A 26490-nucleotide genomic window follows, 5' to 3' on the forward strand; every position below is an offset into this window, starting at 1 on the left:
CGAACAGGAAAGGGTGGCGAATTGTTGGGGATAACGGTAAAAAGGAGCATGCGTGGTGAATGGCAGCCGCCGCTGCCCGAGATGCCCTCCCCTCCCCCGGTGCGCGCCTGGCGCCGGTTGCCCCCGCCGGAGGGGTACGAGGCGCAATGGCGCCGGTTGATGGAGGCCGCCCTCGAACTGGGGCTCGGCCCCGACGAGCTGGCCGGGCAGGGAATGGCGCCGCTGATCGAGGCGCGGGGCTGGAAGCCCGCGACCGTCGCGCTGTACAGCAAGGTCGCCCGCTACGGCGGGATCGGCCTGCCGTTGGCACCCACGCCGGAGCCCGACCCGCCGGCGCTGGACCTGCGCGCACTGACGCAGATCCGCAGCGAGGACCCCGAGCACCTGCGGACCGTCGCCTGGTGCGCGCTGGCGCTGCGCTGGCCGGCGACGGTCGGCCAGTTCCGGGCGCTGCGCCGCGACCAGGTGCACGTGGGTGCGCGGCGGCTGCAGATCGTCACCGACGACGGCTCGTGGTCGGTCGGCGGCGCCTCGACGGCCTGGCAGGCCTGGGAGACCGTCCGCAACCGCTTCCCCGCGCTGGCGGCGAGCCCGTGGGTGCTGCCGGCGCTGCGGCGCGGCCCGGGCATCGGCAGCCACGTCGGCGGCCAGCTGTCCAGCCAGGCCCTGCAGGTGACGTTCGCGAAGCACGCCGCGGGCACCGGCCGGCACCTGCTGGCCACCGCCCCGCCACGGCACCGCGAGCAGGCCGAGGCACTCGCCGCCGTCTACCTCACGCTCTCCTACGACTCCTACCGCCGGCTGGCCCTGGCCGGCGGTGCGCCGCTGGTGGGGCCCCGTGGTGCGGTCCGCGCGCTGCGCAGCACGCACCGGGCCGCGCGGCTGGCCGGCTGACCGGCCCCTCCCCCGGCGGGCCGGCCACCGGGCGGCGGTTCAGCGCGCGCTGTAGGTGAGGCAGTTGGCGCCGTCGATGTCCGGGCCGACCCGGATCGCGTCGGCGTGGCACTCCAGGGCCTCGTTGTGCCGGCAGTCCTCCCGCAGGCAGGCGCCCACCTGGGCCTCGGCGACCGGCAGGCCGCCCTTGTGGGTGAGCGGGACGAACGTGCCGCAGTCGGCGTGGCCGTCGTGGCCGCGGACCGTGATGGCGAACGCGTGGCAGCCGTCGTGGTTGTAGGAACAGCCGTCGACGGTGCACTCGCTGACCGCGGGCATGGCGAGGGTGGTCATGGGGACTCCCTGGCGTCGGGGCAGGATGCCCCATCGTCCGCCTTCGAGCGGTCGGCGGACACCCCCGGGCGCGGCCGATCTGCACCCGGATCGGCGTGTTGACCAGCGGGTTCCTCCCGGGTGAGGCAAGCCTGCCCTCAGCAGAGGGCCAGCTGCTCGGGCGGTGCGGCCGGTGTCGCCGCCCGGTCACCGGCCCGCCCGGGCAGGCTGCCGGCCGGGAAGCCCGCGGACGGGTCGCCCGGCAGCCCGGCGTCCGAGCCGGCCGGGGCGCCGGTGGAGCCGGCCAGCCCACGCGCCGTCCCGCCGCTCTGCCGGTCCAGGCCGTTGCGGGCCAGGATCGGCGCCACCCGCCCGGCCAGCCAGCTGCGGTACTCGGCCGGCACGTAGGCGCCGCGGCCGTAGAGCGCGCGGTACCGCGTCACCAGCGCCGGGTGTTCCCGGGCCAGCCAGGCGGTGAACCACTCCCGGGCCCCCGGCCGCAGGTGCAGCGGCAGCACGGTGACCCCGGTGGCCCCGGCCTCGGCGATCGCACGGACCGCCGCCTCCAGGTGGTCGATCCGGTCGGTGAGTCCCGGGAGCACCGGGGCCAGGAAGACGCCGCACGGCAACCCGGCGTCGGTGACCGCCCGGACCAGGTCCAGCCGGGCCCGGGGCGTGGGCACGCCGGGCTCGAGGGCGGCGTGCAGGTCGTCGTCCCAGATGGCCATGGACACCCCCATGCCGATCGGCACGTCCCGGGAGGCGGCGGCCAGCAGCGGCACGTCGCGGCGGGCCAGCGTGCCCTTGGTGAGCACCGAGAACGGCGTGCCGGACCGGGCGAGGGCGTCGATGATCCCGGGCATCAGCCGGTACCGGCCCTCCGCGCGCTGATAGGGATCGGTGTTCGTGCCCAGTGCCACGTGCTCGCGTTTCCAGGAGGCCCGCGCCAGTTCCCGGCGCAGCACCTCGACCACATTGGTCTTCACCACGATCTGCCGGTCGAAGTCGGCGCCGCTGTCGAACTCCAGCCATTCGTGCGTGCTCCGGGCGTAGCAGTTGTGGCTCACCACGCCATTGGCGATGAAGTCACCGGTGCCGGTGGTGATGTCGAACATCGGCATCTCGAGCCCGAGGTCTTCCAGGGCGACGACGCGGAGATCGGCTGAGCTCTTGATCGCCGCGCCCTGCACGAGGCACTTGCGTCGGGTCGCCGGGTCGATTAGGTGGATGAAGCGCATGTGCTCGTCGAGTCCGCCGCGCAACCGCACCTCGCTCAGCCCATTCGGCTTCTTCCGGTCCTCCAGGACGGCATCGAACCCGGAGGCCGCGAACGCCTCCCGCGTACGGGACAGCAGTTCCGGGTCGGTGTTGGTGATCCGCAAGACGTGCTGGCTGCGACCGCCCTCGGCGTCGAAGATCCCGGCCAGGAAGCCGCGGCGCCAGGCGTCGGACGATTCGTCGGGCCAGCTGATCAGCGTGAAGATGCGGGCGATGGAGGCGGCCTTCGACGCGCGGATCGCGATCGTCGCCCGTCGCGTCTCGGTGGCAGCCGAGAAGTCGAACCAGTCGGTGGGGACGCCGGCCTGCGCCAGGTGGTCCTGCGCGTGGCGAAGCCCGTCGGCGTCGGCCAGAGCCAGACGGAAGCGGTGGTTCTGATCGCCGTGCACTCGGCCCGCTCGCTGGTAGCGGTACACCTCGAGATGAGCGTCGCCCCGGAACACGCCGGTCAGGTAGCCGCGGCGGTAGTCGGCGCACGGCGCCGCGGTCGGCGCCGACCGGCCGAACCCGAGCAGCTCGTCGTTCGTGGTGAGGTGTGGGCGCTGCCCAGCCCCGGAGCCGGTGCCGGTGACGTGCTTCCACCCCCGGCGGGTGAGGAACCGGTGGTCGCCGCTCGCGACGAGTTCCGTGCCGTCGGCCAGCGTCACCCGTTGCGCGGGTTTGACGGTGGACCAGTGGGCGAGCACCTCGGTCTCGACGTAGAACCGGTAGCTCCCCCGCTTCTCCGTCCCGATGATCCGGTCGCCCACGCGCAGGTCGGCAATCGGCTTCTGCCGACCGTCCGCCATCAGGATGCTCGTATCACCGCGTAGGCAGTACACGCACGCGTGGGAGCAGCCCCGATAGGGGTTGATCGTGTGGCCGAACGGCATCGCGGAGTCGGCCGGGACGGCGTTGAGGGCGCTCTTCGCGCGGACCTCGTGGAAGGTCAGCCCCGGGAACTCCGGCACCTGCACCCGGCGCAGCAGCCCGCGGACCGTCGGCAACCCGGGCAGCGCCGTCGGTTCCTCGAGGTCGAGCCTCTGCGCGTCCCACCGCATGCCGACCATCCGAACACACGTTCGATCCGGTGTCGAGTGCGGGACGCGCGCCGCCCGGGCTGGCGGGCCGCGCTCAGCTCGGGCCGAGCGTGCTCCCCGGTGCCGCCAGCGGCGTGGCGTCCTTCAGCTCGAAGAACACGCTGTGGGACGGCGTGTCCCCGATGCTCTCCCCGTAGTGCTCCTGCGCCCCCACCCACCGGGCCACCCCGAACGGGATCTCCACCTCGACCTCGCGGCCATCGGTGCCCAGCCGGCGGCGGAAGGCGCTCAGCGACACCATCACGCTGTCCGGGTGCCGGTGCGGGGTGGTGCGGTGACCCGGGGTGTCGGTGTACTCGAGCACCCTGACGCGCTCGTTCTCGAAGAGCGCGCGGTAGGCGTCGGGGTTCGTGCTGACCGGATCGAGGTCCATCTGAGGACGCTACTGCCGGCGCCGCACCCGAGGCGTCCCCGCCGGCACCGCTCAGAGCGGCGGGCGGTCCTCGTAGAAGGTGGACAGCACCACCGTCGTCCGGGTGGTGACGTTCGCCGCGGCCCGGATCTCCTGCAGCAGCGCCTCCAGGGCGTCCGGGCCGGCGACCCGCACCTTGAGGATGTAGCTCTCCACCCCGGCGACCGAGTGGCAGGCCTCGATCGCGGTCAGGTGCGCGAGCCGCGCCGGCGCGTCGTCGGGCTGGGCCACGTCGATCGGGGTGATGGAGACGAACGCGGCCATCGGCAGGCCCAGCGCCTTGGCGTCCAGCTGTGCGGCGTACCCGGTGATCAGCCCACGCTGCTCGAGCCGGCGCACCCGCTGGTGCACCGCCGACACCGACAGGCCCACCCGCTCGGCGAGCTCGGTGAAGCTCGCCCGGCCGTCCCGGGCGAGTGCCCGCATCAGCTCCCGGTCGACGTCGGGCGCCGCGGCCGGGTCAGCCGGGGAGTTCGACGAGCTCACGAGGACCCCTGTTCAGGCTGCGGACGCCGTCGTCGGTGCAGACGACGATGTCCTCGATCCGCGCACCGCACCGCCCGGCCAGGTAGATGCCGGGCTCCACGGAGAAGGCCATCCCCGGCTCGAGCGGGAGCTCGTTCCCGGCGACGACGTACGGCGCCTCGTGGGTGTCCAGGCCGATGCCGTGCCCGGTGCGGTGGATGAAGTGGTCGCCCCAGCCGGCCGTGGTGATGACCTCGCGCGCCGCGGCGTCGACCTGCTCGCAGGTGACCCCGGGCCGGACGACGGCGGTGGCGGCCTGCTGCGCCTGCTGCAGCACCGCGTACCACTCGGCGACCTCCGCGCCCGCCGACCCGCCGACGACGTAGGTGCGGGTGCAGTCCGAGCGGTAGCCGGTGGCCGTCTCCCCGCCGATGTCGACCACGACGAGGTCGCCGGCGCCGACCACCCGGTCGGACAGCTCGTGGTGCGGGCTCGCCCCGTTGGGGCCGGACCCGATGATCGTGAAGTCGACCGACACGTGACCCTCGGCGAGGATCGCCGCGGCGACGTCGGCGCCGACCTCGGCCTCCGTCCGCCCGACCCGGAGGAACTCCCCCATCCGCGCGTGCACCCGGTCGATGGCCGCGCCCGCCGCGGCGAGCTCCGCCACCTCCGCCGGCGTCTTGACCATGCGCAGCCGGTCGATCACCGGGCTCGCCAGCTCCAGGGTCGCGCCCGGCAGGGCGCGCTGGATGCCCAGCGCGTGCTCGGCCCAGGTCCGCGAGCCGACCGCCACCCGGGCCGGGGTCGTGCCCAGCCGAGCGGTGACCGCCGCGGCCAGCCGGGCGAACGGGTCCTCGGTCTCGTCCCAGGCCAGCAGCTCCAGGTCCAGGGCCCCGGCCGGGGACGCGTCGACCATCGGCGCTTCCAGGCGGGGCACGACCAGCAGGGGCTCGCCGCGCCGCGGCACGGCGAGCGCGGTCAGCCGCTCCATCGCGTGCGCGGAGTAGCCGGACAGGTAGCGCAGGTCCGAGCCCGGCGTCACGACCACCACGTCGACACCGAGCTCCTCGGCGACCGCGCGGGCGGCACGGACCCGGTCGAGGGAGACCAGCGGGGAGGAAGGGGAGTTCGCGACCACGAGCGCAGACTAACCGCGCTGCCTCGTGCCGCCGGCGGCCGTCGCTCGGCCCGCCGCCCGCCGGACCAGTTGTTGGGGATAACGGTAGAACACACGGGCAGACCGCTACCGTCCCGGCGTGACGACGATGCTGCTGGACGCGGCGAGCCTCTACTTCCGGGCCTTCTACGGCGTGCCCACCAGCGTCACCGGTCCGCACGGGCGGCCGGTGAACGCGGTGCGCGGCTTCCTGGACATGACCGCACGACTGGTCACCACCCACTCCCCCGACCGGCTGGTGGCCTGCTGGGACGACGACTGGCGGCCGGCCTTCCGGGTCGACGCGATCCCGAGCTACAAGGCGCACCGGCTGGCGCCGGACGGCGGCGAGGAGACCCCCGACGAGCTGGGCCCCCAGGTGCCGGTCCTCGTCGAGGTGCTGGCCGCCGCCGGGCTGGCCCGGGTCGGTGCCCCCGGCTACGAGGCCGACGACGTCATCGGCACGCTCGCGACGAGGGCCCGCGGGCCGGTCGACGTCGTCACCGGTGACCGCGACCTGTTCCAGCTGGTCGACGACGATCGGGCCGTGCGGGTGCTCTACACCGCCCGCGGCATCACCGACATCGAGTTCGTCGACGAGGCCGCCGTCGCCGCGAAGTACGGCATCCCGGGGCGGGCCTACGCCGACTTCGCGGTGCTGCGGGGCGACCCCAGCGACGGGCTGCCCGGGGTGGCCGGCGTGGGCGCGAAGACGGCAGCCGCGCTGATCAACGAGTTCGGCTCACTGGCCGGCATCCGGGCGGCGGCGGCCCGGACGACCGTTCCGCGGCCGCCGCTGACCGCCGCCGTCCTGAAGCGGCTGCACGCCGCGTCGGACTACCTCGACGCCGCGCCCGTCGTCGTCGCCGTGGCCACCGGCATCGACCTGCCCCCGGTCGACGGCGAGCTGCCCCGCCGTCCGGCCGACGCCGACGTCCTCGCCGGCCTGGCCGAGGCGCACGGCCTGGAGAGCTCGGTGCGCCGGCTGGGCGCGGCCCTGGGCTGGCCGGAGGACGTCCTGGGCGACGGTCAGCGGTCGGACCAGGTGTAGTCCCCGTCGGTGCTCAGGACCTCGATGGTGATCGTGACGTCCCGGCCGTCGCCGGTCGTCCCGGCGCACTCGTAGGTGCGGCCGCTGCGCACGTTCATCGCCTGGTCGCAGGAGAGGTCGAGGGACACGCCCTCCCGCTGCTCGTACTGGGCCGCCACGTCCCGCTCGACGGCGTCCGGGTCGAGCCGGGTCGCGCCGGTGGTCAGCACGTAGACGACGACCCCGGCGATGATGATGGCCAGGAACACCAGGGTGGCCAGGCTGCGGCGCGGCTGGTGCGCGGGCTGCGCCGGCGCCCACCCGGGCTGGTCCCACCCCGGCTGCTGGCCGTACCCGTACGGCTGGTCGTAGGAGCCGCCGTAGGGACCGGGCTGCCCGTAGCCGCCCCCGTACTGGCCGGGGTCGCCGTGCTGGCTCGGTGAGCCGTACTGGCCGGGCTGTCCGTACGGCCCGGCCGACGGCGGCCCCCAGCCCCCGGACGGCGGTCCCCACCCGCCGGACGGCGGTCCCCACCCGCCGGACGGCGGTCCCCAGCCCCCGGACGGCGGCCCCCACCCGGGCGCGGGCGGGCGACCGCCCTGCCCTCGGGCCCAGGGGTCCTCGCCCTGCGGCGGCTGGCTCATGCGCACTCCTCGCTCCGGCCGGACGCACCCGGCCCGGCGCCCGATTGTGGCCCACCCGGCGGCCCGGGGCAGCGGGCGCGCTGGTCAGCCGCTGACCGCGACCGACACGACACCGCGGCGCACCCGCCCGACCGCCGCCCGGGCCGCACCGGCCACCGGCTCGTCGGCGACCTTGGCCAGCTGGTCGAGCAGGTCGATCAGCTGCCGGGCCCAGCGCACGAAGTCCCCGCCGGACAGCTCGGTGCCCGCCTGCTCGGCTCCGGCCAGCACCCGGTCCAGGGTCTGCCCGTCGGCCCAGCGGAACGCGGCCCAGACGAAGCCGAGGTCCAGGTCCCGGGTCAGCGGCACCTGGTGCTCGGCCTCGACGTCCTGCAGCCGGGTGCGGATGCGGCGCATCTCGGCGAGCGCACCGGCCACCTTCCCGGCCGGCACCGCCGGCTGCCCCGGGCTCTCCCGCCTGGCCTCGAACACCAGCGCGGACACCACCGCGGCCAGCTCCGCCGGGGTGAGCCCGCGGAACACCCCGGCGCGCAGGCACTCGGCGGTGAGCAGGTCGGCCTCCGACCAGATCCGGCCCAGCCGACGGCCGGCCTCGGTCACCGCCGGGGACTCGTCCGGCGGCAGGCCGTCCTCGGGGGCGGGCACCGGCAGCTCCGGGTGCAGGTAGCCCAGCTCGGCCAGCACGTCGCAGGTGCGGTCGAACTGCTGGGTGAGCGAGCCGGTGCGGTCGGCCATCTGGCGGTGCAGCCGCTCGGCGTCGCGGAGCTCCCGGATCCAGCGGTCCGCGGCGCGCACCCGCTCCTCCCGGTCGGGCAGGCCGTGCACCGGGTGCGCGCGCAGGGCGTGCCGCAGGTCGGCCAGCACCGGGTCGTCGGCGGCCGTCGACCGGCCCCTGGTGCGCCGCGCGCCGAGCTCGTTGTCCATCCGCGCGGTGCGCAGCGTGGAGGCCAGGTCGCGGCGGGCGTGCGGGCTGCGGTGGTTGAAGTTCTTGGGCACCTTGACCCGGGCCAGCGGCGTCACCGGGGTCGGGAAGTCGACCGCCGCGAGCCGGCCGGCCCACCGGTCCTCGGTGAGCACGAGCGGGCGCGGGTCGGCCAGCTCGGTGATCCCGGGGTCGAGGACGACGGCGAGCCCCTGCCGCCGTCCCGACGGCACCCGGATCACGTCCCCGGTGCGCAGCGCCTCCAGCGACTCGGCGGCCTCCAGCCGGCGCTTGGCCTGCGAGTCGCGGGACAGCGCCTTCTCCCGCTCGGAGATCTCCATCCGCAGCCGGGCGTACCCGGCGACGTCCAGCGCGGCGCTGGACAGCCCGCCGTGCATCTCCTGCTGCAGCCGGGCGGCGGCCTCCTCGTGCCGGGCGGCGGCGCGGGCCAGGCCGACGACCGAGCGGTCGGCCTGGAACTGGGCGAAGGAGGAGGCGAGCAGGTCCCGCGCCCGCTCCCGGCCGAACGCGCCGACCAGGTTGACCGCCATGTTGTAGCTGGGCCGGAACGACGAGCGCAGCGGGTACGTGCGGGTGCTGGCCAGGCCCGCGACCAGGGCCGGGTCGACCCCCGGCGCCCACACCACGGCGGCGTGCCCCTCGATGTCGATGCCCCGCCGGCCGGCCCGCCCGGTGAGCTGGGTGTACTCCCCCGGCGTGACGTCGACGTGCGCCTCGCCGTTCCACTTCACCAGCCGCTCGAGGACGACGGTGCGGGCCGGCATGTTGATGCCCAGCGCCAGGGTCTCGGTGGCGAACACGGCCTTCACCAGCCCGCGGACGAAGCACTCCTCGACGGTCTCCTTGAACGCCGGCACCAGCCCCGCGTGGTGGGCGGCGAACCCGGCGAGCAGCCCCTCCCGCCACTCCCAGAACCCGAGGACGTGCAGGTCCTCCTCGGGCAGCGCCCCGGTGCGCCGGTCGACCACCTCGGCGATCGCGGCGCGCTCGCTCTCGTCGGTCAGCCGCATCCCCGAGCCGAGGCACTGGTGGACGGCGGCGTCGCAGCCGTTGCGGCTGAAGATGAAGGTGATCGCGGGCAGCAGGCCGGCCCGGTCCAGCCGCTCGACGACGTCCGGCCGCGACGGCGGCCTGAACCGCGGCTTGTGGCTGAAACCGCCGCGGGTGCCGCCACCGCCGCCGGACCAGGAGTCGAAGCGGCGCTCCTGCTCCTTCACGTACCGGACCAGCTCCGGGTCGACCACGGCCGCGCCGCGGTCGCGGGTGGACTGCCCGCGCGGGGTGTCCTCCCACTCCCCCGCGTGCGCCGCCGGGCGCAGCGCGAACAGGTCGAACACCCGGCCGCTGACCAGCATGTGCTGCCACAGCGGGACCGGCCGCACCTCGCTGACCACGATCCGGGTGTCCCCGCGCACGGTGACCAGCCAGTCGGCGAACTCCTCGGCGTTGCTGACCGTCGCCGACAGCGACACCAGCCGGACGTGCTCGGGCAGGTGGATGATCACCTCCTCCCACACCGCCCCGCGGAACCGGTCGGCGAGGTAGTGCACCTCGTCCATCACGACGTAGGCGAGGTCGGTGAGCGCCGGGGAGTCGACGTAGAGCATGTTGCGCAGCACCTCGGTGGTCATCACGACCACCGGGGCGTCCCCGTTGATGGCGTTGTCGCCGGTCAGCAGGCCGACCCTGGCGCTGCCGTACCGGTCGACGAAGTCGTTGTACTTCTGGTTGGACAGCGCCTTGATCGGGGTCGTGTAGAAGGCCTTGCGGCCCTCCTGCAGCGCCTTGTGGACGGCGAACTCCCCCACCACCGTCTTCCCCGCGCCGGTGGGCGCGCAGACCAGCACGCCCGAGCCCTGCTCCAGCGCCTCGCACGCCTCGACCTGGAACGGGTCGAGGGAGAAGCCGAGCTCGGCGGTGAAGTCCGACAGGGTGGGATGCGCGGTCCGGCGGCGTGCAGCCGCGTACCGCTCAGCCGGGCTGGACATGCCCCCACCGTATGCGCGCGCCGGTGGCTCGGCTCGAACGCCCACCTGGGGGGCGGGAGTGGCCACTCGTGCCCCTCAGCGGCGGGCGGCGCCGACGACCGTCAACGCGCCCGGGAGGCACAGCGACACCGCCGGCAGCGCGGCCACCGGCTCGCCGTCGGCGTAGGTGACCAGCCCCGCGCCCCGCAGGGTGACCTCCCGGCCGCGCAGCACCGTGACCGCCGGGTGGTCGACGTGGGTGCCGGTGGCCAGCCGCGGCCGGGTGCGCACCAGCTCGCGCCGGCCGACCGGGCCGACCACGACCACGTCCAGCAGGCCGTCGGCCGGGTCAGCCCCCGGGGCGATGCGCAACCCGCCGCCGTAGCGCGGGGTGTTGGCGACCGCGACCAGGGTGACCGCCAGCTCCCGGGCGTCCCCGTCGACGGTCAGGCCGACCGCCCGCGGCCGCAGCCGGGCCAGCTCGGCGAGGAGCGCCACGTCGTAGCGGAGCGGCCCGCGCGGCCAGCGCAGCCGGTTGGCCCGCTCGGTGACCGCCGAGTCGAACCCGCAGCACAGCACCGTGGCCCACCAGCGGTCGCCGGTGCGGCCGGCGTCCAGGACCCGGCGCCGGCCCGCCAGCAGGTCCCCGGCAGCGGCCCGGGCGGCCGCGACCGGATCGGCCGGCACACCGAGGGCCGCGGCCAGGTCGTTGCCCGAGCCGGCGGGGAGCACCGCGAGCGCGGCGGGTGTCCCGGCGACGGCCTGCAGGGCGGCGTGCGCGCAGCCGTCCCCGCCGAGGGCGGCGACCGCCGTCACCCCGCCGGCCACCGCCTCGCGGGCCCGCGCCTCCGCCCCGGCGCGGTCCCGGGCGGGCAGCGGGGTGCAGGCCACGCCGCGGCCGGTGAGGGCCGCCGTCACCGCGGCGACGAGCCGGTCGCCGCGTCCCCGCCGGACGCTGGTCAGCAGCGCCACGGTGGGAGGGCTCAGCGGGAGGGTCCGGGGGCCGGCTCCGGCAGCGGGGAGGGCTCGGCCGCGAGCGGGCTGGGGGTGGTGTCCACCGCCGACGGCGACGCGTCGAGCGGGGAGGGCTCGTCGTCGTCCAGGCCGGTCAGGCCCAGCGCGGCCGCCCGCTTGGCCCGCCGCTTGTCGACCAGCCGGGCGATCTGGATGGCCAGCTCGAACAGCACGCACATCGGCGCGGCCATCAGCAGCATGGTGAACGGGTCCTGGGTGGGCGTGACGAAGGCGGCGAACAGGATGGTGAGGAAGTAGATCCACCGCCGGCCCTTGGCCAGCACCGCGTGGGACAGCACGCCGATCAGGTTGAGCACCACCGCGATCAGCGGCAGCTCGAAGCTCACCCCGAAGGCGAGCAGCAGGGAGATGACGAAGCCGATGTAGTCCTGCGCGGTGAGCGCGATCGCCACGCCCTCCCCGGCCAGGCCGAGCAGCAGGTCCAGGCCCTTGGCCAGCGAGACGTAGGCCAGCGCCGCCCCCAGCGCGAACAGGGTGCTGGACGCGGCGACGAAGGCGACGCCGTAGCGCTTCTCGTTCTTGCGCAGGCCCGGGGTGATGAAGGCCCACAGCTGGTAGAGCCAGAACGGGGCGGACAGCACGATCCCGACCATGAAGCTGATCTTCAGCCGGATCAGCGCGCCGCCGAAGACGTCGGTGACCAGCAGCTCGCAGTCGCCGCTGCCGCCGGTGCCCAGCGCGCGCAGGTCGGTGTCCAGCCCGCAGTAGGGGGCGCGGATGAACTCCCCCAGGCCGTGCTCGTACCACCAGAACGCCACCGCGGTGCCCAGCAGCACGAACACCAGCGCGACACCGACGCGGTTGCGCAGCTCACGCAGGTGCGCGACGAGGGTCATCGTCGCGGCGGCGTCCCGCTCGGGACGCCGCTTCCTGCCGCGCGCTGCCAGGGTCATCGGTGCCAGGGTGCGGGAGGAGCGGTCAGCGGGCGCCGTCGGCGCCGGCCGACGAGCGGGCCTGCTCGGCGCGGGCCCGCGCCTCGGCGGCCCGGGCCTCGGCGGCGCGGGCCTCCGCCTCGAGGTCGACCGGGGCCGGGGCGGCGATCTGGGTCGGCGCCGGCGTCACCGTGGCCGCGTCCTTGCCCCGGACGTCGTCGTCCTTCATCCCCTTCATCTCGCCCTTGAAGATGCGCAGCGAGCGGCCCAGCGACCGTGAGGCGTCGGGCAGCTTCTTGTAGCCGAAGAGCAGCAGGACGGCCAGGATGATCAGGCCGATCTCCATGGGACCGAGGTTCATCGGGGTCCTCCAGTGGTGGGGGTGCGGCTGACTCTACGCCGGGGCGGACGCCGGACAGGGGTGGCGGACGGTGGCGGCGGGCCCGGTGGCACGCCGTCCACCTGCGGTTCAGTCGGTGGCTGCCGGTCGTTCCTGGCGCTGGGCGGCGGCGCGCCGGAGGGCCTCCTCGACGTCCGCGCGCGCCGGCTCGACGTCGGCCTGCAGGCCGCGCAGTTCCCGGTCCAGCCGGCCGGCGGCGCCGCGCACGCCGTACCCGAGCACGCCCAGGACGGCCAGCGCGACCACGACGACGGCGATCCACACGACGAGCAGCACGGGAGGACAGTAACCGGCGCGGCCGGGCAGCGGCCGGGTGCCGGCCCGGTCAGTCCGCGTACCGGGCGAGCGCGGCGCGGGCCTCGGCCGCGACCTGGTCGGCCAGCTCGGCCGGCTCGTCCACGGTGGCCGCGCCGCCCAGGGAGGCCACCAGCCGGCGCGCCCAGCCCAGGTCCGACGTCCGCACCGTGACGGCCAGCCCTCCGGGCGGGTCGTCGACCTCGACCTGCTCCTCCACCGGGTAGTAGTCGGCGACCCACCGGGCCTGCCGGGCCAGCCGCAGCCGGACCAGCGGCTGGTCCTCCGCCGCCTGGTACAGGCCGTCGTCCAGGTCGCGCTCCCGCGCCTGCGGTGGTGGCGCGGCGGGCTCGTCCAGCACGGTGACCTCGTCCATCCGGTCCAGCCGGAACAGCCGCACGCCCTCGACGTTGCGGCACCAGGCCTCCAGGTACCAGTGCCCGTCGACCAGCAGCAGCCGCATCGGGTCGACCACCCGGCGGGTCCGCTCGTCCCGGCTGGGCACGTAGTAGTGCACGTCCAGCGCCCTGCCGCGCTCGAGCCCGTCCCGGACGACGGCGAGGGACTGCTCCCGGGCGTCCACGCTGACCGCCAGCGGCGTCCGGGACTCCGCGGCGTGCCCTGCCGCGCCGGCGACCTTGGCCAGGGCCCGGCTGACCGCCTCCCCCTCGGCGAGGCCGGGCAGCTCGAGCAGCGTGCGCAGCGCCACGATCAGCGCGACCGCCTCGTCGGTGGTCAGCCGCAGCGGCCGCACGAGGCCGGCGGTGAAGGTGACCCGCACCCGGTCGCCCTCGAACGCCAGGTCGACGAGGTCCCCGGGGCCGTGGCCGGGCAGCCCGCACACCCACAGCAGGTCCAGGTCCCGGCGCAGCTGCGCCTCGGGGACGCCGAAGTCGCGGGCGGCGTCGGCCAGCCGGACGCCGTCAGGGCGGGCCTGCAGGTACGGGACCAGCGCCAGCAGCCGGGTCATCCGCTCCGCGGTGCTCGGGGAGGTCATGCCGGTGTCCGCAGCGCCGCCAGGCGGGTCAGCCGCTGCACGACCGCCTCCCGCATCCGCTGCGGCGCCTCGACCAGCACGTCGGGGCCGTAGGCGGCGATCTCGTCGGCCAGCGCCCAGGGCTCGGTCGTGCGCAGCTGCAGCCGGTCCTCCACCCCGCCCCGGCTGTCCTCGACCGGGCCGAGGGACTCCGCGTGCCGGCGCAGCCCGATCGCGGCGCCCGGCCGGACCCGCACCACGACCAGCTCCTCCTCGCGGCGCTCGGAGCGGGCCACCACCCTCGCCAGGTCCAGGTCGGCCGGCGGCTCGAAGGCGCCGGCCGGACCGGTGGCCCGCGGCGTCCCGGCCACCCGGGAGAGCCGGAACACCCGGGGCGCCTGGCGGTCCAGGTCGTGGCCGACGAGGTACCAGCGCCCGTGCCAGGCCACCACGCCCCACGGCTGCACGCGGCGGCGGGTGGGCGCCGGCTCGTCGGGACGGCGGTAGTCGAAGGCGAGCTCGCGGCGGTCGCGGGCCGCGGCGTAGCAGGGCTCGAAGGCGGGCTCCCCGGCGTCCAGGCGCGGCTGGATCGGGAGGGTCCGGGACTGGTCGACCTCCACCCCCGCCGCGCGCAGCTTCACCAGGGCGCTCTGCGCGGCGCCGGCCAGCTGGGCCGACTGCCACAGCCGCAGCGCCAGGCCCACCGCGGCGGCCTCCTCACCGGTGAGCGTGATCTCCGGCAGCTCGTACGAGGCCCGGGCGATGCGGTAGCCGTCCTCGGTGTCGAAGACGCTGGTGCGCCCAGTCTCCAGCGGCACGCCGATCTCGCGCAGCTCCGCCTTGTCCCGCTCGAACATCCGCTTGAACGCCTCGTCGGCCCGCTCGGTGCCGTCGTCGGGCTCGTAGCCGGGCACCGTGGCGCGGATCTTGGCCGCGGAGACGTACTGCCGGGTGCCCAGCAGGGCGAAGACCAGGTTGACCAGTCGTTCCGCCCGCTTGGCTGCCACGCGCACAGGTTACGGCCCGCGCGGCGGGCGCTCCGTCCCCGTCGTCCGGCTGCCCGCGACCGCCGCCCTGGCTACCCTCCGGCCGTGACCTCTGCCTCCTCCCCCACCCCGGTCTCGCGGATCCGCTGGCGCCGGGGCCGGGTGACCGAGCTGGGCCGGTCCTGGCGGGACGCGCAGGAGATGACCGTCGAGGTGCCCGGCGACGGCGCGGTCCGGGCCCTCGCCCACCCGTCGCTGGTGGGCAGCCCCGCGCTGGGGGACGACGTCCTGCTCAACACGACCGCCTGGGCGCAGCAGCTGGGCACCGGCGGGTACGCGCTGGTGGTGGCCGTCCCCGACCGGCTGCCCCCGGACCCCACCGGCCCCGGGCACCTGGTCAAGAACCGGTACTCGCCGCTGCAGGTCAGCGTGCAGGGGGTCGACGAGCAGCAGACCGAGCACCACGACCTGATCGCGGCCGCCGAGGACCTCGGCGGGATGCCGGTGGTCGTCGCCGACCTGCACTCCGCGCTGCCCGCGGTGCTGGCCGGGGTGCACGTCACCGACCCGGCGCTGAAGGTCGCCTACGTGATGACCGACGGCGGGGCCCTGCCCGCCGCGTTCAGCCGCACCCTCGACACGCTCACCGACGACCTGGCCGGCGTGGTCACCGTCGGGCAGGCGTTCGGCGGGGACCTGGAGGCGGTCACCGTGCACACCGGGCTGCTGGCCGCCCGGCACGTGCTCGGTGCGGACGTCACGGTGGTCACCCAGGGCCCGGGGAACCTGGGCACCGGCACCCCGTGGGGGTTCTCCGGGGTCACCGCCGGAGAGGTGTGCAACGCGACGTACGTGCTCGGCGGTCAGGCGATCGGGGCGCTGCGCATCTCCGAGGCCGACCCACGGCCGCGGCACCGCGGGGTGTCGCACCACTCCCTCACCGCGTTCGGCCGGGTGGCGCTGGGCGGCGTGACCCTGGTGGCGCCGCGCGGGCTGGGCTCGGCGCTCGGCGCCCAGGTCGAGGAGGACCTCGCCGGCCAGCCCGAGCGGAACTTCGTGGAGTGGGTGGACAGCGAGGGGCTGGACGAGGCGCTGGCCGCCTCGCCGGTGACGCTGTCGACGATGGGCCGCGGCCTGGCCGAGGACCGGGCCTACTTCCTCGCCGCGGCGGCCGCCGGCCGGTACGCCGCCCAGCTGGCGATCTTCGGCCTGCCCCCCGTCTGACGCTCCCGCCTCACGCCCAGCGGCGGAAGCCGCCCTCGGCGTCGATGGTCTGGCCGGTGACCGAGCGGGCGTCGGGGCCGGTCAGCCAGGCGACGACCGCGGCCACCTCCTCGGGGCTGTTCCAGCGGCCGCGCGGCATGGCCCGCCGGACGGTGTCGGCGAGCTCCGACCCCGCCCAGCCGGTGTCCGTCGGTCCGGGGTTGACGCAGTTCACCGTGACGTCGCGGTCGATCAGCGCGTCGGCGAGGGAGAGGGTCATCTGCTGGACGGCCCCCTTGCTCACCGCGTAGGGCAGCTCGGCGGACATCGGCCCGCGGTGCTGACCGGAGGTGAACAGGACGACCGCCCCGGGGCCGGCGCCCGGGTCGTACTGGGCGGCGAACGCCTGGGTGAGCAGCAGGCTGCCCCGCGCGTTGACCGCGAAGCAGAGGTCGAGCTCCGCGGCGGTGACGTCGGCGAGGCCGCCCTCGGCGCTGCGCGCGTGGTTGGCGACGAGCCCGGTGAGGGGCCCGACCGCCGCGGTGGCCGCGGCGACCAGGGCGGCGGGCGCCTGCGGGTCGGCGAGGTCCGCGGACAGGTGCGGTGGGGAGCCCAGCTCGGCCAGGACGGCGCCGAGGTCGTCGGCGCCCCACGGCTGCCCGGTGTCGTGCGGCGTCCAGGAGTGGACGACGACCCGGTCCCCGCGGGCGAGCAGCCGCCGGGCGATCGCGAACCCGATGCCCGCCCGGCGGCTCACCCCGGTGATCAGCACGTTGCCCATTGGCGCGAGTATGGCCCCGTCCAGAGGCTCGTCCCGAGCGTGCGAGGGATGAGGAGGACGGGTCCTCCTACATGCTCGCGATGAGCTTCTCCACCCGCTCGTCGACGGCCTTGAACGGGTCCTTGCACAGGACGGTGCGCTGGGCCTGGTCGTTGAGCTTGAGGTGCACCCAGTCGACGGTGAAGTCGCGGCGCTTCTCCTGCGCCCGGCGGATGAACTCGCCGCGCAGCTTGGCCCGGGTGGTCTGCGGGGGCACGTTCTTGGCCTCGAAGATCCGCGGGTCGTGCGCCACCCGGTCGACCTGGCCGGCCTTCTCCAGCAGGTAGTACAGGCCGCGGCCGCGCCGGATGTCGTGGTAGGCGAGGTCCATCTGCGCGACCCGCGGGCTGGACAGCGGCAGGTCGTGCTTGGCCCGGTAACGCTCGATGAGCCGGTACTTGCTGGCCCAGTCCACCTCGCGGTCGATCAGGCTGAGGTCGCCGGAGTCGACGGCCTTGAGCGTGCGACCCCACAGCTCGAGCATCTGCCGGTGCACCGGGCCGTAGCCCTCGCGGTCGACGAACTCGGCGGCCCGGTCGTGGTACTCGGTCTGGATCTCCAGCGCCGACATCTCCCGGCCGTTGGCCAGCCGGACCTTGCGCCGTCCGGTCAGGTCGTGGCTGATCTCGCGGATGGCCCGGATCGGGTTCTCCAGCGTCATGTCCCGGATCACGACGCCCTGCTCGATCATCCGCAGCACCAGGTCGGTGATGGTGACCTTGAGCAGCGTCGTCGTCTCGTTCATGTTCGAGTCGCCGACGATGACGTGCAGCCGGCGGTAGCGCTCGGCGTCGGCGTGCGGCTCGTCGCGGGTGTTGATGATCGGGCGGGAGCGGGTGGTGGCGCTGGAGACGCCCTCCCAGATGTGCTCGGCGCGCTGGCTCACGCAGTAGACGGCGCCACGCGGGGTCTGCAGGACCTTGCCGGCGCCGACCACCATCTGGCGGCTGACCAGGAAGGGGATGAGCACGTCGGCCAGGCGGCCGAACTCACCGTGCCGGCCGACCAGGTAGTTCTCGTGGCAGCCGTAGCTGTTGCCGGCGGAGTCGGTGTTGTTCTTGAACAGGTAGATGTCGCCGGTGACACCCTCCTCGTTGAGCCGCTGCTCGGCGTCGACCATCAGGCCCTCGAGGATCCGCTCCCCCGCCTTGTCGTGGACGACGAGCTCCACCAGGTCGTCGCACTCGGCGGTGGCGTACTCGGGGTGGCTGCCGACGTCGAGGTAGAGCCGGGAGCCGTTGCGCAGGAAGACGTTGGAGCTGCGTCCCCACGACACCACCCGGCGGAACAGGTAGCGCGCGACCTCGTCCGGGGAGAGCCGGCGCTGCCCGCGGAAGGTGCAGGTGACGCCGTACTCGGTCTCGATGCCGAAGATCCGTCGTTCCACCCCGCCGAGCCTATGCCGCCGCGGCGCGCTCGGCTCGTGTCCCGGACGCGCCGCGCCGATCACGGACGGTGGCTCAGCGCTCGTCGTCCGTGCGGGGCTGCGGCTGGTCGCCCTCGGTGCCGCCGCCCGCGCCGTCCAAGGTGTCCGGCTCCAGCGTGCGGTCCTCGGTGCCGCCGGCGGTGTCGACGGCCGTCGGGTCGCCGAGGCCGGCCGGGGTGCCCGGCGCGGGGGCGCTGGGCGCGTGCACGTGGGTCGCCGCGGCGGGCGGCGCCGCCTCCTCGGGAACCGGCTCGTCGGACAGCAGCGACCGGAGGGAGGCGCCGGCGACCCGGCGGAACGCCCGCTTGTGCCGCCGCCGGTCCAGGACGGCGACCTCGAGCTGCTCGGCCGGCAGCTGGTCGTGCCCGCCGCCGTTGGCGGCGGTGGCAGGGCTCACCGCGGAGAGCGCCCGGACGCCGACCCGCAGCGCCTCGCGCAGGCCCATGCCGCGGGTGTAGTGCTCCCGGAGGTGGTTGGCGACGGTCTCGGCCTGGCCGCCCATGACGACGAAGTCGGACTCGTCGACGATGGAGCCGTCGAAGGTGAGCCGGTACAGCTGGTCCCCGCCGCTGCTGTCACCCACCTCGGCGACGCACAGCTCGACCTCGTAGGGCTTGAGCTGCTCGGTGAACACCGCGCCGAGGGTCTGCGCGTAGGCGTTGGCGATGACCCGTCCGGTGACGTCCCGGCGGTTGTAGGAGTAGCCGCGGACGTCGGCGAGCCGGACCCCGGCCACCCGCAGGCTCTCGAACTCCGAGTACCGGCCGACCGCGGCGAAGCCGATCCGGTCGTAGAGCTCGCTGACCTTGTGCAGCGTGGCGCTGGGGTTCTCGGCGATGAACAGGACGCCGTCGACGTAGGTGAGGACGGCGACGCTGCGGCCGCGGGAGATGCCCTTGCGGGCGTACTCCGAGCGGTCCCGCATCACCTGCTCGGCGGAGGCGTAGTAGGGCATGGTCATGGCTCAGACCTCCCGCGCTTCGTTGCCCGCGGAACGGTCGGCGATGATCGTCTCGGCGACGGCGGCCACCTCGGCGTCGGGGAGCCGGACCGCGCCCTCGGCGTCGACCCGGTAGACGATCGGGTACAGCCGCCGCACCGGGTCGGGACCGCCGGTGGCGGAGTCGTCGTCGGCGGCGTCGTAGAGGGACTCGACCAGGCTGCGGGTGGCGGCGTCGGCCGGCAGCCCGGTTCGCCAGGTCTTCTTCAGCGAGTTGCGGGCGAACAGCGAGCCGGAGCCGACCGAGGCGTAGCCGCGCTCCTCGTAGTTCCCGCCGGTGACGTCGTAGCTGAAGATGCGGCCGGGGCTCGCGCCCTCGGCGGCGTCCAGGTCGTAGCCGGCGAACAGCGGGACGACGGCCAGGCCCTGCATCGCGGCGCCGAGGTTGCCGCGGATCATGCCGGCCAGCCGGTTGGCCTTGCCGTCGAGGGACATCGTGACGCCCTCGATCTTCTCGTAGTGCTCGAGCTCGACCTGGTAGAGCCGGACCATCTCGATGGCGATGCCGGCGGCACCGGCGATGCCGATCACCGAGTACGAGTCGGCCGCGTAGACCTTCTCGATGTCACGGCTGGAGATGAGGTTGCCCATCGTGGCCCGGCGGTCCCCGCCCATGAGCACGCCACCCTCGTAGGTGACCGCGACGATGGTGGTGCCGTGCGGTGCCAGCTCGCCCAGCGGCGCGGCAGGGAGGGTGCGCCGGCCGGGCAGCAGGTCGGGCGCGGCGAGGCCGAGGAAGTCGGTGAACGACGAGCCCACCCGGTCCAGGTACGCGGGCGGGAACCCGCTCCGGCCAGTTGACGACTCGCTCACTCGCCCGCCTCTCTCGCCGCCGGCACCGCGCGGCCCCGACTGCTCAGACCCGTCCGCCGGTGCACCGGCGGACGCTGCGACGACCCTACCGGCGGGCCGACCGGGTGGCTGATCACCTCCGGGCGCCGCCGGACCAAGGGCTGGGCACGGTGCTGCCGGGCCCGGTGGCGTTCGACGTACCCCGCCGCAGCCCGCAGCACCGCCGGGTCGTCCCGGAACTGTCCCAGCCCACCGTTGCAGTTGAAGCACAGCAATTCCCGGACGACGTCGGTCGCGTGGTCGTGGTCGACGTGCACCGCCGGTGCCGCCCGGCAGATCGCGCACAGCCCACCCTGGGCTGCCGGCATCGCGTCTGCCTCCACGGCCGTGATCCCGTACCGCCGCTTCAGGTGATACGTCTGTGAGCCGCCGATCTTCTCCTTGGACGCCTTACCGCGCGCGTTGTGGCACGGCTTGCAGTACGTGTAGCGCCCTGACGTCGTCGCCCGCGTACGAGGGAACTCGGACAGCGGCCTGACCAGGCCGCAGTCCGGGCACCACTTTGAGCCAGACGGGACACCGCGACCACTGGCCGTCCGGCGCTTGGCCGTCCCGACACGGGCTGCGCGCGATGCGTTCGCCCGGCAACGGGCGTGAGCACGGCAGTACGCCGCCAGGCCGTCCTTCCGGCTGCGGTCCCTGGTGAACGCGTCTTCCGGACGGGTCACACCGCAATCAGGGCAGAACTTTTCTGTGACCATTCCTGAAACATTCCCTGAATGGTCGCAGAATGGTCATTGGCCCCCTTTTTGCACGTATGACCTGACAAATTCCTCGGCGTTCTCCTCGAGGACCCCGTCGATCTCGTCGAGGAGCGAGTCCACGTCCTCGGTCACTTCCTTGGTGCGCTCGGAGCTCTCGGCGTCGACCGACGCCTCGACCTCCTCGGTCTCCTCTCGCGACCGCGTCGCGCGGTGCTGACCCCCGCTGTCCCTCGTTGCCATCTCGCCCTCCGTCGTGTGTGGAGCTTCGGATGCTGCCGCTGAAGCTACCCGCGCGGTGTGACAGTCGGCTCACCTCGATCCACAGACACGACGAGTGGCCGGGACCTCAGCTGCCGGTGATGGTGTCCACGAGCTCCGCGGCGCTGGACGTCGCCTCGAACAGCGCGCCGACGTGGTCCCGGGTGCCCCGCAGCGGTTCCATGGTCGGGATCCGCACCAGGTTGTCCCGGCCCACGTCGAACACCACCGAGTCCCACGACGCGGCGGCCACCTGGGCCGGGTACCGGCGCAGGCACTCGCCGCGGAAGTAGGCCCGGGTGTCCGGCGGTGGGCTGGTCATCGCCCGGGTCACCTCCTCGTCGGTGAGCAGCCGCTGCATCGACCCGCGGGCCACCAGGCGGTGGTACAGCCCCTTCTCGGGGCGCACGTCGGAGTACTGCAGGTCCACCAGCTTGAGCCGGGCGTCACCCCAGGAGAGCCCGTCGCGCTGCCGGTACCCCTCCAGGAGGCGCAGCTTCGCCGGCCAGTCGAGCTGGTCGGCCAGCCGCATCGGGTCCGTCTCCAGGTCGTCGAGCACCTGGGCCCAGCGGCGCAGCACGTCGGTGGTCTGGGGGTCGGGCTCGCCGTGCCGGGCGACGAACTCCTCGGCCAGTGCGAGGTACTCCCGCTGCACCTCGACGGCGGTCAGCCGCCGGCCGTCGCGCAGCCGCACCTGGTGGGTCAGCGTCGGGTCGTGGCTGATGGCCTGCAGTGCCTCGACCGGCTCCTCGATGCCCAGGTCCTTGCCCAGCGCCCGCGCCTCGATCATCGCCAGCACGAGCGCCGTCGTCCCGACCTTCAGGTACGTCGACAGCTCGGCCAGGTTGGCGTCGCCGATGATCACGTGCAGCCGGCGGTACTCGTCGGGGTTGGCGTGCGGCTCGTCGCGGGTGTTGATGATGGGCCGCTTCAGCGTCGTCTCCAGGCCCACCTCGACCTCGAAGAAGTCGGCCCGCTGCGACAGCTGGAAGCCGTGGGTGCGCCCCTCGGTGCCGATGCCGACCCGCCCGGCGCCGGTGAACACCTGCCGGGTCACGAAGAAGGGGACGAGGCCCCGGATGATCTCCACGAACGGAGTCCGGCGGTCCATCAGGTAGTTCTCGTGCGCCCCGTAGGAGGCGCCCTTCCCGTCGGTGTTGTTCTTGTACAGCTGGATGGGCTGGGTGCCCGGGATGCGGGCGGCCCGCCGGGCCGCCTCGGCCATGATCTGCTCGCCGGCCTTGTCCCAGACGACCAGGTCCCGGGGGTTGGTGACCTCCGGTGTCGAGTACTCCGGGTGCGCGTGGTCGACGTAGAGCCGGGCGCCGTTGGTGAGGATGACGTTGGCCATCCCGGCGTCCTCGTCGAGGTCGGTGTGGTCCAGCGCGTTGGCCGGGGACAGGTCGAAGCCGCGGGCGTCCCGCAGCGGCGACTCCTCCTCGAAGTCCCAGCGCGGCCGGCGGGGCATCGGCGCGTCGGCGACCGCCCAGGCGTTCACCACCTGGCTGGACAGCGTCGTCGGGTTCGCCCCCGGCTGCCCGGGCACGGAGATGCCGTACTCCAGCTCGGTCCCCATCACCCGTCGCACGCTCATGCGCCCCAGGTTAGGCGGCAGCCGCGCGCCTGGAAGATGGACGGGTGGAGATGCCGCCCCTGGGCCTGCTGCTGGACGTCGACGGCCCCGTGGCCAGCCCGGTCACCCGCACTGCGGCGTCTTCGCTGCTCGGGGACCTGCGGCGGCTGCTGGCCGCCGGCGTCCCGGTCGTGCTCAACACCGGGCGGTCGGCGGCGTTCGTCGGCGAGCGCGTCCTGCGGCCGCTCGTCGCGGCCGGCCTGCCCGACCACGCCAGGTTGCACGCGGTCTGCGAGAAGGGCGGCGTGTGGACGACGGCCGGCCCGGACGGTGCCGCGGAGGTGCACGTCGACGCCGACCTGGCAGTGCCGGAGGTCTGCCGCGACGTCCTCGCCGAACTGGTCGGGAACGGCTACGGCGACGCGATGTTCGTCGATGCCAGCAAGCGGACGATGGCCACGGTGGAGGCGCGCACCGACGTCCCTGCCGAGTTCTACGCCGAGCGGCAGCGTGCGTTCGACGCCGACCTGGCGGCCCGGCTGTCGGCGGCGGGGCTGGGAGTGCAGCTGGACGGGCGGTCCGTCCCCGACGCGGAGGGCCGGACGCCGTGGCGGATCGACCCCTCGGTCATCGCCACCGACGTGGAGTCGGTCCGGGCGGGGAAGGCGCTCGGTGCCCGCCGCGCCCTGCACCTGCTGCGGGCGGACGGACCCCTCCCCGCTGCCTGGCACACCGTCGGCGACTCCCGGTCCGACTACGGCATGGCCGACCAGTTGCACGGACTCGGGGCCGAGGTGACCCACGTCGACGTCGGTCCGCAGCCGCCGCTCGTCCGGCCGTACCCGGTGCTGACCGTGCCCGGGGCGACGTACGACGCCGCCGGCGGTGAGCACCTGCGGGTGCTGGCCGACCGCCTCACCTGAACGCGCGTCGGCCCGGCCCCGCGGTGCGGGGACCGGGCCGACGGCCCGCTACAGGTACTGGCCGGTGTTGGTGGCGGTGTCGATGGCGCGGCCGCTCTCCGCGCCCTTGCCGCTGATCAGCGTGCGGATGTAGACGATCCGCTCGCCCTTCTTGCCCGAGATCCGCGCCCAGTCGTCGGGGTTGGTCGTGTTGGGCAGGTCCTCGTTCTCCTTGAACTCGTCGACGCAGGCGGCCATCAGGTGCTGCACCCGCAGCCCGCCCACGCCCGTCTCGAGGAGGTCCTTGATCGCCATCTTCTTGGCGCGGTCGACGATGTTCTGCAGCATCGCCCCGGAGTTGAAGTCCCGGAAGTACAGGACCTCCTTGTCACCGTTGGCGTAGGTGACCTCCAGGAAGCGGTTCTCCTCCGTCTCGGTGTACATCCGCTCCACGGTCCGCTGGATCATCCCGGCGATCGTCGACTCACGGTTGCCCCAGTGCTCGGCGAGGTCGTCGGGGTGGATCGGCAGCGAGGTGGTCAGGTACTTGCTGAAGATGTCGCGCGCCGCCTCGGCGTCCGGGCGCTCGATCTTGATCTTCACGTCGAGCCGCCCGGGCCGCAGGATGGCCGGGTCGATCATGTCCTCGCGGTTGGAGGCGCCGATCACGATGACGTTCTCCAGGCCCTCGACGCCGTCGATCTCGCTGAGCAGCTGCGGGACGATCGTGCTCTCCACGTCGGAGGAGACCCCCGACCCGCGGGTGCGGAAGATCGAGTCCATCTCGTCGAAGAAGACGATGACCGGCGTGCCCTCGCTGGCCTTCTCCCGGGCCCGCTGGAACACCAGCCGGATGTGCCGCTCGGTCTCGCCCACGTACTTGTTGAGCAGCTCCGGGCCCTTGATGTTGAGGAAGAAGGACTTCCCCTGGCTCCGGTCGGAGTCCCCGTTCAGCGCGGCGACCTTCTTGGCCAGCGAGTTGGCCACCGCCTTGGCGATCAGCGTCTTCCCGCAGCCCGGCGGGCCGTACAGCAGGATGCCCTTCGGCGGGCGCAGCTGGTACTCGCGGAACAGGTCCGCGTGCAGGAACGGCAGCTCGACGGCGTCCCGGATCTGCTCGATCTGCCGGGACAGCCCACCGATGTCGGAGTAGTCGATGTCGGGGACCTCTTCGAGGATCAGCTCCTCGACCTCGCTCTTCGGGATCCGCTCGTACACGTACCCCGACCGGGTCTCCAGCAGCAGCGAGTCACCGCTGCGCAGCGGGTGGCCGGTCAACGAGTCGGCGATCCGGACGACCCGCTCCTCGTCGGTGTGCCCGATGACCAGGGCCCGCCGCGGCTCGCCGGGCACCGGCTCGAGCAGCTCCTTGAGCATCACGACGTCGCCGGCCCGCTCGAAGCCGCGCGCGGCGACCACGTTCATCGCCTCGTTGAGCATGACCTCCTGGCCGTGCCGGAGCCCGTCGAGCTCGACGTCCGGGGACACCGCCACCCGCAGCTTGCGCCCGCCGGTGAAGACGTCGACCGTGCCGTCCTCGAAGCGCTCGAGGAAGACGCCGTAGCCCGAGGGCGGCTGGCCCAGGCGCTCGACCTCCTCCTTCAGCGTGACCAGCTGCTCGCGTGCCTCGCGCAGCGTGCCGGCCAGCTTGTCGTTGCGCTCGGACAGGAAGGCCGCCCGGCCCTCCGCCTCGGCCAGCCGCTCCTCCAGCGCGCGCACCTGGCGCGGGCTGTCGGAGACCTTGCGCCGCAGGAGGCCGATCTCCTCCTCGAGGTAGGAGATCTGGCTCACCAGGGAGGCGACGTCACGTTCACGCCGCGCTCGGAACTCGTCAGGACCCAGGCCCATCACGCACCTCCGCACACATCGGGGGGAGCCAGGCAGCCAATCTATACACGCCGGTGCCGACAATGCCGCCCTCCCACGGACGGGTGCGCGGGGTGCGCCGGTACGTCACCGAACCGTCATCTCCGGCCGGATCAGAACTTCTGCGCCCGGCGCTGCCGGGTGGGTGCGACGACCCCGTCGGCCAGTCGCCGGGCGGTGACGAGGAAGGCGGTGTGGGCCACCATGCGGTGCTCCGGGCGCACCGCGAGACCCACGGCGTGCCAGGGCCGGACCAGCGACTCCCACGCGTAGGGCTCGGTCCAGCAGCCCTGCGCCCGCAGCGCCTCCACGTAGCTGGACAGCTGGGTCACCGTGGCGACGTAGCCGACCAGCACGCCGCCGGGGCGCAGCGCCGCGGCCACCGTGGGCAGCACCTCCCACGGCGCCAGCATGTCCAGGACGACGCGGTCCACGACCTCCTCGGCCGGGTGCTGGTCGAGGTCGCCGAGCCGCAGCGACCAGTTCGCCGGCACGTCGCCGAAGAAGGCGCCCACGTTCGCGCGCGCGACGTCGGCGAAGTCCTCGCGCCGCTCGTAGCTGGTGACCGTCCCCCCGCTGCCGACCGCCCGCAGCAGCGAGCAGGTCAACGCGCCGGACCCGGCGCCGGCCTCGAGCACCCGCATCCCCGGGCCGATGTCGCCGGAGCCGACGATCTGCGCGGCGTCCTTGGGGTAGATGACCTGCGCGCCCCGGGGCATGGACAGGACGAAGTCGGCCAGCAGGGGCCGCAACGCCAGGTAGCCGGTGTTCGCCGTCGAGTGCACGACCGACCCCTCCGGGGCCCCGATCAGCTCGTCGTGGGCGATCGCGCCGCGGTGGGTGTGGAAGGCCTTGCCCGGCTCCAGGACCACCGTGTGCATCCGCCCCTTGGGGTCGGTGAGCTGCACCCGGTCACCGGTCCGGAAGGCCCCGGCCACCGGCTCGGGGCTGCCGGCGGGCTCCCCCTCGACCACCACGGGCTCCAGGGGCGCCTCGGCGAGCACCTCCACCGCGGTGGGCTCGGGAGCCGGAGCGGCCTCAGGGGTCGGGTCGTGCGGCAGTACCTGCTGTTGGTCCACGGGCCACGAGCGTACGGACGGCGTCCGGGGAGCCTCCGGCGCGGAGACTCGGAACTGTCGG

26 protein-coding genes are annotated in these 26490 nt (G+C 74.3%); 4 read left to right on the top strand and 22 right to left on the bottom strand.

All coding sequences use genetic code 11. The annotated features are described in order from the left end of the window. Positions 1–99: 99 nt before the first annotated feature. On the top strand, positions 100–894 hold the full coding sequence (locus HL189_RS17095; RefSeq protein ID WP_369134915.1) for a hypothetical protein: 795 nt from the start codon (positions 100–102) through the stop codon (positions 892–894). Positions 895–933: 39 nt separating this feature from the next. Here the strand turns inward: HL189_RS17095 and HL189_RS17100 are convergent, their stop codons facing one another. The 5 genes from HL189_RS17100 to HL189_RS17120 all read right to left on the bottom strand — a co-directional run bounded on the left by HL189_RS17100 (position 934) and on the right by HL189_RS17120 (position 5581). Continuing rightward, positions 934–1227: a DUF1540 domain-containing protein gene (locus HL189_RS17100; protein ID WP_369134916.1), complete on the bottom strand. Its 294-nt coding sequence runs from the start codon at positions 1225–1227 to the stop codon at positions 934–936. A 137-nt stretch (positions 1228–1364) separates the two neighbouring features. Next, positions 1365–3533 carry an intein-containing Rv2578c family radical SAM protein gene (locus HL189_RS17105; protein ID WP_369134917.1) on the bottom strand — a complete coding sequence of 723 codons (2169 nt, stop codon included), beginning with the start codon at positions 3531–3533 and terminating at the stop codon, positions 1365–1367. 64 nt (positions 3534–3597) lie between these two features. Next, positions 3598–3936, bottom strand: coding sequence for a cytoplasmic protein (locus tag HL189_RS17110; protein WP_369134918.1), 339 nt, complete (start codon positions 3934–3936; stop codon positions 3598–3600). 51 nt (positions 3937–3987) lie between these two features. Beyond that, positions 3988–4461, bottom strand: coding sequence for an Lrp/AsnC family transcriptional regulator (locus HL189_RS17115; protein WP_369134919.1), 474 nt, complete (start codon positions 4459–4461; stop codon positions 3988–3990). Further along, on the bottom strand, positions 4436–5581 hold the full coding sequence (locus HL189_RS17120; protein WP_369134920.1) for a M24 family metallopeptidase: 1146 nt from the start codon (positions 5579–5581) through the stop codon (positions 4436–4438). The genes HL189_RS17115 and HL189_RS17120 overlap by 26 nt, the downstream gene beginning before the upstream one ends. Before the next feature lie 127 nt (positions 5582–5708). On the opposite strand from HL189_RS17120, the gene HL189_RS17125 reads away from it, so the two are divergent. Then, positions 5709–6650 (top strand): 5'-3' exonuclease H3TH domain-containing protein, encoded by a 942-nt coding sequence (locus tag HL189_RS17125; RefSeq protein WP_369134971.1) that lies wholly within the window; start codon positions 5709–5711, stop codon positions 6648–6650. Here HL189_RS17125 and HL189_RS17130 read toward each other — a convergent pair. The 8 genes from HL189_RS17130 to HL189_RS17165 all read right to left on the bottom strand — a co-directional run bounded on the left by HL189_RS17130 (position 6629) and on the right by HL189_RS17165 (position 14767). Beyond that, positions 6629–7273 (bottom strand): DUF4333 domain-containing protein, encoded by a 645-nt coding sequence (locus HL189_RS17130; protein WP_369134921.1) that lies wholly within the window; start codon positions 7271–7273, stop codon positions 6629–6631. The genes HL189_RS17125 and HL189_RS17130 overlap by 22 nt on opposite strands. 84 nt (positions 7274–7357) lie before the next feature. Next, positions 7358–10204 carry a DEAD/DEAH box helicase gene (locus HL189_RS17135; protein WP_369134922.1) on the bottom strand — a complete coding sequence of 949 codons (2847 nt, stop codon included), beginning with the start codon at positions 10202–10204 and terminating at the stop codon, positions 7358–7360. A gap of 75 nt (positions 10205–10279) precedes the next feature. Further along, entirely contained in the window at positions 10280–11155 is an 876-nt protein-coding gene (locus HL189_RS17140; protein ID WP_369134923.1) for a diacylglycerol kinase family protein, read from the bottom strand. An 11-nt stretch (positions 11156–11166) separates the two neighbouring features. Continuing rightward, the gene (gene tatC, locus HL189_RS17145) at positions 11167–12111 is read right to left on the bottom strand and encodes a twin-arginine translocase subunit TatC (protein ID WP_369134924.1); all 945 of its coding nucleotides are present in this window, start codon (positions 12109–12111) and stop codon (positions 11167–11169) included. A 25-nt stretch (positions 12112–12136) separates the two neighbouring features. Further along, positions 12137–12451: a Sec-independent protein translocase subunit TatA gene (tatA, locus tag HL189_RS17150; protein ID WP_369134925.1), complete on the bottom strand. Its 315-nt coding sequence runs from the start codon at positions 12449–12451 to the stop codon at positions 12137–12139. 108 nt (positions 12452–12559) lie between these two features. After that, positions 12560–12766 (bottom strand): hypothetical protein, encoded by a 207-nt coding sequence (locus tag HL189_RS17155; RefSeq protein ID WP_369134926.1) that lies wholly within the window; start codon positions 12764–12766, stop codon positions 12560–12562. 49 nt (positions 12767–12815) lie between these two features. Beyond that, a complete protein-coding gene (locus HL189_RS17160) occupies positions 12816–13781 on the bottom strand; it encodes a helix-turn-helix transcriptional regulator (protein WP_369134927.1) in 966 nt (321 codons plus the stop codon). Next, positions 13778–14767, bottom strand: coding sequence for a helix-turn-helix transcriptional regulator (locus HL189_RS17165; protein WP_369134928.1), 990 nt, complete (start codon positions 14765–14767; stop codon positions 13778–13780). Before HL189_RS17165 ends, HL189_RS17160 begins: the two co-directional genes overlap by 4 nt. Positions 14768–14851: 84 nt before the next feature. Here HL189_RS17165 and HL189_RS17170 point away from each other — a divergent pair, with 84 nt between their 5' ends. Continuing rightward, positions 14852–15970: a DUF3866 family protein gene (locus HL189_RS17170; protein ID WP_369134929.1), complete on the top strand. Its 1119-nt coding sequence runs from the start codon at positions 14852–14854 to the stop codon at positions 15968–15970. Positions 15971–15980: 10 nt separating this feature from the next. On the opposite strand, the gene HL189_RS17175 is transcribed toward HL189_RS17170, so the two are convergent. The 7 genes from HL189_RS17175 to dop form a co-directional block, all read right to left on the bottom strand. Further along, positions 15981–16730 carry an SDR family oxidoreductase gene (locus tag HL189_RS17175; RefSeq protein WP_369134930.1) on the bottom strand — a complete coding sequence of 250 codons (750 nt, stop codon included), beginning with the start codon at positions 16728–16730 and terminating at the stop codon, positions 15981–15983. Between the two features lie 67 nt (positions 16731–16797). Beyond that, positions 16798–18156 carry a Pup--protein ligase gene (pafA, locus tag HL189_RS17180; RefSeq protein WP_369134931.1) on the bottom strand — a complete coding sequence of 453 codons (1359 nt, stop codon included), beginning with the start codon at positions 18154–18156 and terminating at the stop codon, positions 16798–16800. A gap of 73 nt (positions 18157–18229) precedes the next feature. Then, complete coding sequence (gene prcA / locus HL189_RS17185; protein WP_369134932.1) at positions 18230–19156, bottom strand: proteasome subunit alpha; 927 nt, start codon at positions 19154–19156, stop codon at positions 18230–18232. A 3-nt stretch (positions 19157–19159) separates the two neighbouring features. After that, the gene (prcB, locus tag HL189_RS17190; RefSeq protein WP_369134933.1) at positions 19160–20008 is read right to left on the bottom strand and encodes a proteasome subunit beta; all 849 of its coding nucleotides are present in this window, start codon (positions 20006–20008) and stop codon (positions 19160–19162) included. Then, positions 20005–20748, bottom strand: coding sequence for an endonuclease VII domain-containing protein (locus HL189_RS17195; RefSeq protein WP_369134934.1), 744 nt, complete (start codon positions 20746–20748; stop codon positions 20005–20007). Before HL189_RS17195 ends, prcB begins: the two co-directional genes overlap by 4 nt. Positions 20749–20781: 33 nt before the next feature. After that, positions 20782–20991 (bottom strand): ubiquitin-like protein Pup, encoded by a 210-nt coding sequence (locus HL189_RS17200; RefSeq protein WP_369134935.1) that lies wholly within the window; start codon positions 20989–20991, stop codon positions 20782–20784. 106 nt (positions 20992–21097) lie between these two features. Next, a complete protein-coding gene (gene dop / locus HL189_RS17205) occupies positions 21098–22603 on the bottom strand; it encodes a depupylase/deamidase Dop (protein WP_369134936.1) in 1506 nt (501 codons plus the stop codon). A 44-nt stretch (positions 22604–22647) separates the two neighbouring features. Between dop and HL189_RS17210 the strand changes: the two genes are divergently transcribed. Beyond that, positions 22648–23505, top strand: a complete 858-nt coding sequence (locus HL189_RS17210; protein ID WP_369134937.1) for a hypothetical protein — start codon at positions 22648–22650, stop codon at positions 23503–23505. Between the two features lie 48 nt (positions 23506–23553). Here HL189_RS17210 and arc read toward each other — a convergent pair whose 3' ends face one another. Then, positions 23554–25275: a proteasome ATPase gene (gene arc / locus HL189_RS17215; RefSeq protein WP_369134938.1), complete on the bottom strand. Its 1722-nt coding sequence runs from the start codon at positions 25273–25275 to the stop codon at positions 23554–23556. A 188-nt stretch (positions 25276–25463) separates the two neighbouring features. Further along, complete coding sequence (locus HL189_RS17220; protein WP_369134972.1) at positions 25464–26324, bottom strand: tRNA (adenine-N1)-methyltransferase; 861 nt, start codon at positions 26322–26324, stop codon at positions 25464–25466. Positions 26325–26490 lie beyond the last annotated feature (166 nt).

The organism is Modestobacter sp. I12A-02662 (genome assembly GCF_041028325.1).
GTDB lineage: Bacteria > Actinomycetota > Actinomycetes > Mycobacteriales > Geodermatophilaceae > Modestobacter.